General features: G+C 54.4%; 8 protein-coding genes. 7 read left to right on the top strand and 1 reads right to left on the bottom strand.

All coding sequences use genetic code 11. The features are described 5' to 3' along the window. Nucleotides 1-13 precede the first annotated feature (13 nt). The 5 genes from NUS69_RS06025 (at nt 14) to cdr (ending at nt 8444) form a co-directional block, all read left to right on the top strand. Complete coding sequence (locus NUS69_RS06025; RefSeq protein ID WP_258083005.1) at nt 14-1063, top strand: oligosaccharide repeat unit polymerase family protein; 1050 nt, start codon at nt 14-16, stop codon at nt 1061-1063. A 142-nt stretch (nt 1064-1205) separates the two neighbouring features. After that, nucleotides 1206-5471: a S8 family serine peptidase gene (locus tag NUS69_RS06020; RefSeq protein WP_258083004.1), complete on the top strand. Its 4266-nt coding sequence runs from the start codon at nt 1206-1208 to the stop codon at nt 5469-5471. A 73-nt stretch (nt 5472-5544) separates the two neighbouring features. After that, nucleotides 5545-5844, top strand: a complete 300-nt coding sequence (locus tag NUS69_RS06015; RefSeq protein WP_258083003.1) for a DUF424 domain-containing protein — start codon at nt 5545-5547, stop codon at nt 5842-5844. A gap of 46 nt (nt 5845-5890) precedes the next feature. Further along, entirely contained in the window at nt 5891-7057 is a 1167-nt protein-coding gene (locus NUS69_RS06010) for a 60S ribosomal export protein NMD3 (protein ID WP_258084989.1), read from the top strand. 58 nt (nt 7058-7115) lie between these two features. Beyond that, nucleotides 7116-8444 carry a CoA-disulfide reductase gene (cdr, locus tag NUS69_RS06005; RefSeq protein WP_258084988.1) on the top strand — a complete coding sequence of 443 codons (1329 nt, stop codon included), beginning with the start codon at nt 7116-7118 and terminating at the stop codon, nt 8442-8444. A 7-nt stretch (nt 8445-8451) separates the two neighbouring features. Here cdr and NUS69_RS06000 read toward each other — a convergent pair whose 3' ends face one another. Further along, on the bottom strand, nt 8452-9696 hold the full coding sequence (locus tag NUS69_RS06000) for an MFS transporter (RefSeq protein WP_258084987.1): 1245 nt from the start codon (nt 9694-9696) through the stop codon (nt 8452-8454). 186 nt (nt 9697-9882) lie between these two features. On the opposite strand from NUS69_RS06000, the gene NUS69_RS05995 reads away from it, so the two are divergent. Beyond that, a complete protein-coding gene (locus NUS69_RS05995; RefSeq protein ID WP_258083002.1) occupies nt 9883-11325 on the top strand; it encodes a potassium channel family protein in 1443 nt (480 codons plus the stop codon). A 4-nt stretch (nt 11326-11329) separates the two neighbouring features. Further along, nucleotides 11330-12463 (top strand): ATP-NAD kinase family protein, encoded by a 1134-nt coding sequence (locus NUS69_RS05990; protein WP_258083001.1) that lies wholly within the window; start codon nt 11330-11332, stop codon nt 12461-12463. Nucleotides 12464-12501 lie beyond the last annotated feature (38 nt).

The raw sequence follows: 12501 nt of genomic DNA, 5'->3' as shown, positions 1-12501 counted from the left end.
AATTGGTGGTAAAGTGAGGGGGTTAAAAATCTTTAGCCTCGGCTTCTTTTCTTACCTAGCCCTTTCACTGTACGCCAACTATTTTGACGAGGGCTTACGCAGCACAATATATTCACGAGGACTGGAGCCTTCAGTGCTCCTTCTGGGAACGGTCTATGCTCTCGCGTTCTTTGCGGTTTTCTCTTTGGGCTATGTCCTCAACCTGAGACTCCCGCCCTCAATGCTGGCTGTTCTATTTCTGCTACTCTCTTTCCAGAATTTTCCCGTTTTTTTCCTCCTGGCTGTTTTGGTTCTTATAGTGTACCGGCTGGGAGTCGACCCTTTCAGGCTATTCCCCCAAAGCGCCCTCCTAGTGGCACTTTTGATACCCTCTGCTCTATACGCCGTCGTGGGTGTTCCACTTCTTGAGAATTCCCTCAGGTATGAACTCGTGGGTCCTTTGGTTCTAGCGGCGGTTCTGGCGGTTGTTGGAATGGCTTATTCCACGCTTTCTCTTCGCTGGAAAACTTTCCTAGTGGGAGTGTATACCGTGCTGTTCTTCCTCGGCACATTCCGCTCCCTGGTTCTTCTGGTATATCTGGCTTATTTCCTGAGTACATACTTTGATTATCCTCAGTTTCGAAAATGGCTCCCCGGTCTCAGTCTCATTCCTGCCCTCATCATAGTGGGTATGAGCGGTGGGATCCAGGCAGTTCTCGTGAGGATAGGCTTCACGTTCCTGGTTTTCCACAACCTCGTTCGTCTTTCCCTTCCATGGGGTTTCTTCCATGGTGCTCTCCTCTTCAGTAGCAACCCCCGAGGCATGGTCGCTTCATTGTTCGGTGCCTCCACGAACTACACCTATTTCTTCTTTGGCCAGCCAGTCGCTGATTTTGGAATTCTGGGTGTAATAGAGGCTTTTTTGCTCGGTATGTTCCTTAGAAATAGTGAGAGGGACAGAGGGAGCTTTGTGGTGGTCTTGTCTCTTATGATGTACTCACTGGATCCCGGGGTGGATGCGTTCATAATGTTATTTATTGTGGCCACTTTGCTTTTCTCGGTTTCTGAGGACAACATAACATGAAGCGCGGTCACCAATGTCCTTGAATAATCATTCAAGTTGTAATATGGCAGTTAAGGTGGATTATACAACCGTGTGGTGCGAAACGTTTATATCGGTGCTCTATCCACAATATAGGTGAACATTACAACCCGGAGGTGTCAGGATGAATCGGAAGGCCTTGAGTCTTTTGATTGTGGCGGTGCTCGTACTATCGGCAGCTTCAGTAGCGTTTTCAGCAACACCTGTCTTTGCCGCCCCATCTAACCCTGTCAAAGTAGAAACCACAAACAATGCTCATCCTGAGCAATTCATCAGCGGTGAAATTCTCCAAAAGGAAATACAGAATATCCTGAAGACCAGTGACAAAACCGTACGACTGATAGTCGCACCGGATAGAGACCACAAGATGGAGGTATACAATGCCCTTAAAAAGCTTGGAAAGATCGATCCAATAAGTAAACCCGAGTATCAGTTCATAGTCGTGGAGATGCCCGTTTCCAGGGTGGAGGAGCTCCAGAACATTCCTGGTATCCTGCATGTGTGGAAGGACAGGACTGTCAAGCTCCAGGAACCTGTGGCTCCCGAGGATGGAACTGCTCCCAACGCTCCTGCAAGGGACTCCCTCTCCCTCCCAGAAATGTTCATGAGCGTTTTCACCATAGACGCGTACAACGTCTGGACTGACTATGGTGTCTATGGAGACAACGTTACAGTTGCCGTTCTTGATACGGGTGTGGATGTTGGGCACCCGTTCCTCCAGACGACCCTCGATGGAAGGAAGAAGATTATTGACATCTATGACGAGAGCGACGAGGGTATGGCCCAGATATACTACAACACCACCACTCCCGTCGGAGGAACTATCACCGTCAACAAGAACGTCACTGTCTTCTGGGGAGTCTATGCTGACTATTACGGTCACCCTGCATACACCAACTACACAATGGGCACCTATTATGTCGGCAACATAACTGGCGATACATACTACATCGGCCTCCTTCCCGAGAGGTACTTCGACCTCAACAACTTCAGCGCGACCCCCTACGACCCGTACGGCCTGGGCCTCTTTGGAGACCTCAGTGATGTTTATCCGGTTCTTATAGTCAACCAGAGCGGTAACTTCACCGCCTACATAGACTTCAACCTCGACAACAACTTCACCAACGACCAGCCGATGAGAATTTATGACATCAGCGGGGACTACGTCACTGTTAACACAACCAAGGTCAACGTTGCGTTCATAGAGTTCGAGCCCGATGAGGGCTACGCCTACTTCATGTGGGACGCCCACGGACACGGCACCCACGTCAGCGGCACCGTTGCGGGCGTTGGTCTGCCCACTGACCCTGTGTTCTACGGCGTCTACGGCGTTGCACCCAACGCCCAGCTCATCGAGGTCAAGGTCCTGCCTGGAGAGCTCGGCTTTGGAAGAACCAGCTGGATAATCAGCGGGATGATATACGCGACCCTTATGGGTGCCGACGTCATCAGCATGTCCCTCGGTGGCGGCGGCGAGATAAACGACGGACTTGAGACCCCGGAGATATTCTACGTCAACCTGCTTACCGACATTTACGGGGTTACGTTTGCCATTGCCGCTGGAAACGAGGGACCGACAACCAACAGCGTTCACGCCCCTGGGGACAGCGACCTGGCCATAACGGTCGGCAACTACTGGGAAAGCGAGAGGTGGGAGCTTCTCTACGGCCTGCCGGGAGTTATGAACGGCCCGGCCATGAGCTCCAGCAGGGGACCGAGGATGGACGGTCTCCTCGACCCAGACGTGATGGCCCCGGGAACTGCAATATTCTCAAGCCTCCCGATGTGGTACACGGTCCTTTACGGAAACCCCTACAGGTATTACGGATTCTGGAGCGGCACCTCAATGGCCACTCCGCACGTCAGCGGTGCAGTTGCCCTCATGATAAGCTACGCCAAGCAGCACAACATCACCTACAACCCGATAATGATCAAGCGCGCCCTTGAACTCAGCGCCAAGCCCACGAACCAGACCCTGATAGACCAGGGCTTCGGCCTCATACAGGTCGATAAGGCCATAGCCAAACTCGAAGAGCTCAGCCAGGAACCGACCACTTACATCTTCGCGGGCACAACCTTCACCAGCTTCAAGAACCCGATTGAGCAGCCGCTCATCCCGATTTCTCAGGCGTACGTTGACTTCAACGGCTACTTCCAGTACATGTTCGGCTATCCGTACCTCTACAGGGGAGTCTACATAAGGGACGAGTATCCAGGCAGCGTCCCGATATACTTCTCGCCGATGACGTACGAGCCCGGATGGGGCCTCTGGTACGTCTTCGAGAACAAGACATACAAGATAAGCACCAACGTTGACTGGATCATACCGAACACTACCGAGGTCACCATACACGGCGCCAATGCCATGTACATAAGTGACCTCATCGGGCAGTTCTCCATAAACATCGACTACTCCAAGCTCCAGAAGAGCGGCACCTACGTGGGTCTGATTTACATCGACGATCCGGACACCAGCTACATCGATGGTTATGTCGCGGTGACCGTTGACATACCCGCAAACAAGAACGGCGGGACCAGCGCCAAGATCACCGACACCGGCAAACCGGGTGAGGCCAAGCACTACTTCTTCGAGGTGCCGAGGGGAACCAAGGAGCTCCGCGTCACCCTCCGCGTCCCGACGGATGCCAACGGCACTCCAATGGGCAGGGTCAAGCTCGTCATCGCGAGGCCAATGGGCGGCGTTGTCTACGACGGAGTGCCCGGATACTACTACGTCGGCCCAGGAGGACCGCTTGAATACACGTGGGTGGTACAGGATCCGGTTGAGGGCGTCTGGGAGATAACAGCTTACGTCAGCGTCAGCTCCTACGCCACAACCGGCTACGAAGATGCGCACTATGAGATCGAAGTGAGCGCTGCGTCCGTTTCAATAACACCAGAGATCATCAAGAAAGACGTCCCGTCTCCGGCCAACGTCAGCGTTGGGGCTAAGGTAGAGAACAACTACGGCGACTTCAACGCCGTTGCTGTTGGATATGGCCTTGGAAGGCTTGACCAGGCATATGCAATGGTCAGGAACGTCAGTCAGGACGACTGGGATGTCATTGGGGCCTTCTACGTTGATCCGACCACATACTTCATCAGGTTTGGAATCACCGAGCCGGAGGATCCAACGGCAGATCTCGACCTGTACGTGCTGTACTTCCCAACACTCGATGACCTTCTCAACTTCACGAACTATGTAGTATACTATGACCAGATCGGCCCAACCAGCGATGAGGTCTTCGAAAAGTTCATGCCCGAGACGGGATACTACCTGATAATGGTCTATGGATATGACACTGTCGGATACAACCCGATCCACTACACCTTCTACTACCAGGTGCTCGGCGACAACGGTGATGTGACAGTCGACAGCACTCCGTTTGCATTTGGCATGGGCACCTCGGAATCCATCGGCGCTAAAGTAGACCTTTCCGCTCCAGGTACTTACCTCGGAGTGCTCGGACTCCTCAACGCAGACACTGGGGAGACTATGACCTACGCGCCGATGCTGTTCCAGGTAGGCATGCCTGAAATGTACGTGGTGGTGTATCCGGAAGCCACCCTCGGAAAGCAGTCGGTGCTCAAGATAAGGCTCCTCGACCTTGCAACGATGGAGAGGATAGACACTCCGGCAAAGGTCGTCGTGAACGGCAGGGAGTACTATACGGACAACGGTGAAGTCGAGGTGTACTTCACACCTCTCCACATGGAGCAGACGTTCAACATTCAGGTCTTCAGCGACTACTACCAGGACACCTCCAAGGAAGTGACGGTTAAGGTCAAGGAGCTCGCGGAGAATAAGGTTTACTCCGCCACCCAGTTGTCACCCTACGTCGCGGTTGGACTCGGTACGGTCACGGGCTACCACGACACGGGTACGAGCATAGACCTGACGGTTGAGGGTCCGAGCGGAACGACCGGTTACGTCCTCGTAACACTGCCGGTCGATACCCAGTACGTCGACGTTAAGGGCGACCATGTGATCAGCTACTACGTCCTCGACGGCAAGAACGCGAAGTACGCCGTACTGAAGGTCAAGTACGCCTCACCGGTGACTCTGACGATTGAATACAAGACCTCTCGCTGGATCGTCAGCACCTGGAACTACGTCTGGTACATGCTCTACTGGAGGTACGACCAGAAGTTCGACCCGCTCTACCAGAAGGCGGTTGAGCTCGGCGTCGACAACGAGACCCTCCAGGAGGCCATGCACTACAAGCAGCTCGCCGACCAGTACTACGCTGAGGCCGAGAAGTACCTGACTCCGGGCAGGGACAACCTCGCAATAGCTGCACTGCCGAACATCCGCAAGGCGTACATGAACATCCTCAAGGCGTACACCATCCTTGAGAAGGCCGTCAAGGAGATTGAAGCCCAGGGCTGATGCCCTTCTCTCTTCTTCTCCATTTACCCAACCCTTTTAAACCCTCAGGCGTTTCTCCCTCCGGTGTAGCTCAATGATATATGTCAAAGTCTACAGAGTTCAGGGGGAAGTTCTCCTAGCGGCCTGCGATGAAGAGCTCCTCGGGAAAACCTTCAGGGAAGGTGAGCTGAGGCTTGAGGTCAAGGAGCGCTTTTACAAGGGAGAACTGGTTGACGAGAATACCCTGGGGGCCATGCTGGAAGAGGCGACCATCGCCAACCTCACTGGCGAGCGATGCGTCAGAAAAGCGATAGAACTGGGCTACATTGATGAGACAAGGGTGCTCAGGATTCAGGGGGTTCCCCACGCTCAGATGGCGAAGCTCTTTCTCTGAGATTAGGTTTTTAAACTCCCTTCCTCACTCCCTTCCGGTGAGAGGAATGAGCGAGAGGTTCTGTTATAGGTGTGGGATAAGCGAGAGTGAGGGGGGCCCGCTCATAGAGGGGCTCTGTCAGGTCTGTTTCAGAAAGGAAAATCCCGTTCTGCTGATCGATGGCGAGATAAACACGGAGCTGTGTCAGAACTGTGGGAGCTATAAGAAGAGGGGCGTCTGGGTCGATCCCCTGACCTACGAGCTTGATGAGCTGGTATTTGAAGTCGCTGAAAATGCGCTCCTTGAGGTGATAGGGGACTCTCTCGATGAACGGGTGAGGGAGTTTGGGATAGTTTCTCCCGAAGAGCTTGATGAGATTGAGGAACTCCCCGTTGGAAGAGCCTTGATAGCTTTCCAGCCCGTTGACTGGCACATTGAATACTTCCCGGCGATAATAACGTACGAGATTCGCGTTAAGGCCAGACTACACGAGCTTCAACACGAGCTTCACGACGAGGCAAAATACGTCACCGTCTACGTCCGTCAGACCGTCTGTCCCCGCTGTTCTAGGTTCCTTGGGGGCTATTTCGAGGCAATACTTCAGGTTCGCGCCGAAGACAGGCCGCTGACGGAAGAGGAGCGGAAGGTTATAGGGAAGCTCGTCGAGGAGAAGGTGGACGAGATAATGAGGAAAGACAGAATGGGGTTCATCCAGGATACCATCGAAAAGGAGGAAGGGCTTGATTTCTACATGGGCTCGACCTCTTCGGCAAGAAAGCTCGCCCAGGCGATAAAGGAGCGTTTTGGAGGAACGATAAGTGAAGCCTATGAACTCGTCGGTCTTGACAGGCAGACCAGCAGGGAGGTCTACCGCACCAGTGTGAGCATCAGGATTCCAAAGTTTCAGAGGGGGGACATAGTGGTGGATAAGCGTGGCAACGTCTACGAGGTCGAACGCGTGGACGGAAAGGGTCTCTCCCTCAGGAACCTCTCCACCCGTGAAAGCGAACACCGTGACTGGAAGACGGTGAAGCGGGAGGGCATAGATACCGTGGAGAGCGAGAAGAGCGAGGCCATGGTCACGAGCATAACTCCGACCGAGGTTCAGCTCATGGATATGAAGACCTACGAGACGTACGAGCTGGAGAGGCCGGACATGGAGCTCAGAGAGGGGGAGATATACCGCATTGTGGAGGTCAGGGGCAGGAAGTACCTCCTGGACAGGAAAGAATGACCCGGTTCTGTCCCGCCAAGGTTTTTAACCCAAAGTTTTGAACCTTTTTTGGTGATGAATCATGGAGAAAACGGTTGTTATCATAGGCGGTGGAGCGGCAGGAATGAGTGCTGCATCGCGCGTCAAGAGGCTCAGGCCGGAGTGGGACGTAAAGGTCTTCGAGGCAACGGAATGGGTCAGCCACGCCCCCTGCGGTGTGCCCTACGTGGTCGAGGGCATCTCGCCAAAGGAGAAGCTCATGCACTATCCTCCGGAGGTCTTCATCAAGAAGCGCGGCATAGACCTCCACATGAAGGCGGAGGTCGTAGAGGTAGAACAGGGTAATGTCCGCGTCAGGGAAGAGGATGGGGAGCACACCTACGAGTGGGACTACCTCGTCTTCGCCAACGGTGCCTCTCCGAGCCTTCCAGAGATTGAGGGCTTTGGTCTGGAGGGGGTTTTTACGGCGGATTTGCCTCCGGATGCCGTTGCCATAACCGAGTACATGGGGAAGCACGACGTTAGGGACGTTGTTGTCATAGGTACGGGGTACATCGCCCTTGAAATGGCGGAGGCCTTCGTTGCGAGGGGCAAGAACGTTACCCTCATCGGCAGGAGCGAGAGAGTTCTGAGGAAAACCTTCGACAGGGAGATTACCGATATCGTAGAGGCTAAGCTGAAGGAGAACCTTAATCTCCGGCTGAATGAGAGCACCCTGCGCTTTGAGGGCAATGGAAAAGTCGAGAAAGTTATCACCGACGCCGGCGAATACAAAGCGGACATGGTCATTATGGCGACGGGCATAAAGCCGAACACGGAACTCGCCAGAGAGCTGGGCGTGAGGATAGGTGAAACCGGGGCAATATGGGCGAACGAGAGGATGGAGACGAGCGTTGAAAATGTCTACGCTGCCGGTGACGTTGCCGAGACAAAGCATCTCATCACCGGCAGGCGCGTCTGGATGCCCCTGGCACCGGCCGGCAACAAGATGGGATACGTCGCCGGAAGCAACATAGCAGGAAAGGATATCCGCTTCCCGGGCGTTCTTGGAACGAGCATAACCAAGTTCCTTGACCTGGAGATTGGGAAGACTGGCCTAACTGAGGCCGAGGCTATTAATGAAGGCTACGACGTCAGAACCGCGTTCATAAAGGCCAGGACAAAGCCCCACTACTATCCGGGCGGAAGGGAGATATGGCTCAAGGGCGTCGTTGACAACGAGACCAGCAGGCTCCTCGGTGTCCAGGCGGTTGGAGCCGAGATACTGCCGAGAATAGACAGCGCCGCCGCCATGCTGACGGCGGGCTTCACAACGAAGGACGTTTTCTTCACCGACCTGGCATACGCACCGCCCTTCGCTCCGGTGTGGGATCCGCTTATCGTCCTCGCCAGAGTCCTGAAGTTCTGACCTTTCTTCATTTTCTCAGCAGGGCTATGCTCCCACCGAGTAGGGCAAGCCCGAGTCCAAACGTCGCCCCAAATCCGGCCGATGATATGAGCGCACCGCTTATTGCGCTCCCGGTTATGTATCCAGCGGAACTTATCACGTTGTACGTACCCATGGCACTGCCCTTCTCCTTTTCTCCGGCTTTTTCGCTCACTATGGCCGTTGAGGAGACGCTGATGAATGTCCAGGAATAGCCAGCGAGGGCGTATGAGGCAAAGGCAAGAGGCAGCAGCACCGGTGAAAGGAAGATGCCCACCATTACCGCAATAAATGCCCCTGTCCGGAGCATGAGGCCTTTCCTCAGGGTGCCTTCCTTGTTCCTCCCCATGCCCGCACCCACGCGGGTATAGTTAAGGGCCGCTATCGCCGAGTTGGCTATCAGAGCCAGGTAAATTATCTCGCGGGAATAACCACTGTCCGAGAGGAGCACGGGCATCTGGGGGAAGTAGAGACCCGCCGCTATCCAGAACAGCAGGAACGCCAGATAGAACCTCCTCAGGCCCTCCGGAAGACTGAAGTTTGTGTGGAGTATAAAGGACGGCATGTATCTGGCCTTTTCGACAACGTAGTTTCCAAACGCCCTGATGGATCTTCTGTTGATGTAGATGGGCACCTCGCGTATCATGCGCTCCCCCATAACGATCGATGGAACTCCCATCAGACCGAAGGTCAGGAACAGCTGGGGTATCGTCATAAACCTGGACAGCCCGAACCCTAGTACAAGGCCGAGAACCCATCCCCATCCGCTTACCTCGTTAAACTTTCCTATGCCGTAGTCCCAGTTGTGCTTTCTGACGCTTCTAAGAACCAGGGCTATCGGTACCGAAAGGGTCGATGCAAGGAAGAACGCGTAGGCAGTGTTTACCGCAATGAGCTGAGCGGGTGTTTTCGCCAGCGACATGAGGGTGAGGAATACCGGAACACTGGCAAAACCCAGCAGTATGAAGGGCTTTCTCCTGAGGGTTCTGTCGCTCAGCCTGCCCCAGAATAAAGCGCCAAGCATAGAAGCTAAGCTCGCAAGGGCAAAGGTCAGGCCAACGGTTGATGCACTGCCACCGAGTTCAAGAAGGTACAGACTAACCAGGGCAGAGCTTCCACCCGTGGCTACCTTGAAGGGTACGAAGGAGTAAAACCACCTCGGCATCTTCGGAATATAGCGGTAGCGGTTTGCCACTGACGCGTTTCTCACAGCGACGGCTACCCTCTGGCTCATTTTTCTCACCTTGAGGCCTTCGGGAGTCGCTTTCGGTTTAAAAAGGTTCCCGATTCAAAAGCGGCTTTAATGTATTTATGTGTCCATTTGACTTGTTCAGAGGCTTTCCCTGCCGGCTGGGGGTTGGTGGAATCCGCAAAGTAGAAAACCTTAATTATTCGGGAAACGAGTTTACCTGGGAGAGCCATGTGTGAGTACACCTACGAGAACGGGCAGAAGTGCAGGCTGAAGGCCCTCGAGGGTTCAAAGTACTGTCCCCTCCATACCCCCTACGATGAGGGGGAGCGGCTTTTGGGTGAGGAGATAAAGAAGGTCAAGGAAGAGGCTTTCCTCAGAAGACTAAAGGCGGGGCAGACTTATTTTGAAGGAGTTTACCTGTACGACGTTAAAATCAGCGATTTCCGTGCCGAAAAGTCCATAGTCTTCAAGAACTCCCGCGTGAAGACGATACTCTTTGACTCGGTGAACGTCCCGGGAATAACCTTCTACAACTCCCGGGTGGGCAGACTCGTTGTCTTCAGGAGTGAGCTGGGGACGTTCCTCCTCCACGGCTCCCACGTCTTTGGCCTGAACCTGCTGAGGGTGAGGTTCTCCAACTCCGTATACGTCAGAAATTCGAGCGTCCGCTACCTCATGATAAATTCCACAGAGTACATCGGCCAGGGTGGGAAAGGGGAGGAGGAATACGGTGAGAAAAGGGCCGTGGGCAGGATAGAGTTGAGCGGCCTGGAGAACGTGAGAAGGATTGGAATTAACGTCCGCTATCCCCTTATGAGGCGCATCCTTGAGGAGCATGGAATAAAGCCCTCGGCATCCTCCGAGAGGAGCGTCAAGGCCACCTCCCTTGTTATGCGCGACGTTCAATTTGACAGGGCGGCCAGGTTCAAGAGGCAGGTGAGGTTGAGCATAAGGCGGTTCCACGGCAACCTCGTCCTTGAGAACCTTGACATCTTCGGGCACGCGGAGATCCTTGCCAGCTGGCTTAAGAATCCGGAGTTCGTTCATACGAGGGTCATGGGCAACATGATATTCCGCAGAGTGTCGTTCAACGGAGACTTCGCTTGGAACTCGACTGTTCTGCCCAACATCCCGGTTGAACTCAACGTCGAGGGATTCGTTGAGGTCGAGGAGTGCAGGTTCAACAGCCACCGCACGGCGGAGGTGCTCTACCGCTTAGCGAGGATAAGCTGGGAGAGGAACGGGGACTTTGAGAGGGCCGACAGGTACTATTACCTGGAGATGGTGGAGAAAAGGCAGTCCCGCCTGGCCGGAAGGAGGAGGGGCATTAAAAAGCTTTTCCTCAAGATGGAGGCACTCTTTGAGTGGCTTTTCGCGGACCTGACCTGCAAATACGGCACTGACTGGAAGAGGCCCATACTGATATGGCTGGCCGCCGTCAACGTCTTCTTCCCCCTGCTCTTCTTCCTGACCAAAAGCGTCGAGGGGCTGTCGGGGAGTATGAGCTTCCTCGACTACGAGTACTTCAGCGTCGTTACCGCAACCACCCTGGGCTACGGTGACTACCACCCGATAGGTGTCGGCAGGGTCATTGCCTCGGTGGAGGCCCTGTTCGGAATGTTCATGTGGGCGGTGTTCCTGACGGTATTCGCGAGGAGGTACATGAGGTGAGAGGATGATAGGCCTTATAATCAACCCCATAGCCGGAATGGGCGGCAAGGTTGCACTCAAAGGCACCGATGGGGTCGTCGAGGAGGCCGTGAGGAGAGGAGCTAAGCCTATTGCCCAGGATCTCGTTAGGCTCTTTCTCTCGGAGCTCTCCCACTATCCGGAGGCCCAGGGGATCAGATTTCTAACAGGGCCGGGTCCTTTGGGGGAGGACGTTCTTAGGGAGTTTGACTTTGAGTTTGAGGTGATACGACACAGGGAAATCGGCTACCGGGAGATCGAGGGAGTCAGGATACCGGACACAACATCAGAAGATACCAGGGAGCTTGCGAGAAGGATGCGTGGGAAGGTTGACCTCCTCCTCTTTGCTGGTGGCGATGGGACGGCCAGGGATGTGGTCGAGGCAATCGATGAGAATCTCCCGATCCTTGGAATCCCAACGGGCGTTAAGATGTACTCGGGGGTTTTTGCATATTCCCCGGAGGACGCCGCGAGGGTTCTGGTGGATTTTCTCCACGGGCGCACTAAGCTGGAGGAGCGTGAGGTAAGGGATATAGATGAAGACGCCTACCGCCACGACGAGGTTAAGGCAAGAACCTACGGGAAGGCCATCGTCCCTGTTGTCGAGACCCTTGTGCAGGGCAGCAAGGAGAGGATTCCCCTCAGCGAGGAAGACGAGCTTGAGGCGATCGCTGAAGCCATCGCCGAGGAAATCCTGGAGAACGATGGAATATACTTCCTTGGCTCCGGTTCGACGGTGAAGAGGATAAAGGAGGGACTGGGAATAGAGGGAACCCTTCTCGGGGTGGACGTTGTTGAGGTGAGGGACGGCAAGGCCAGGCTCGTTGTCAAAGACGCCACCGAGGAGGACCTGCTCCGTTTTGCCGATAGAGAACCCAGGGTGGTTGTCACGGTTATAGGCGGCCTCGGGTTCCTTTTCGGGAGGGGCAATCAGCAGTTCTCGGCCGAGGTGTTGAGGAGGATTCCCCGGGAGAACATAATTGTCGTGGCAACGCCTTCCAAGCTTGAAAACGGCCCGCTCAGGGTTTATACTGGGGATAGGGAGGTAGATAAAAAGCTCAGGGGGTATATCCGTGTTCGCGTTAGCCCCTGGATGGAGAGACTTGTCAAGGTTGTTTAGGCGTTTAAACCAGAAGCCGTTTATAGGGGCATTCCCTA

It is taken from the genome of Thermococcus thermotolerans, assembly GCF_024707485.1.
Classification (GTDB): domain Archaea; phylum Methanobacteriota_B; class Thermococci; order Thermococcales; family Thermococcaceae; genus Thermococcus; species Thermococcus thermotolerans.
This window is presented reverse-complemented; position numbering and strand designations above follow the sequence as displayed.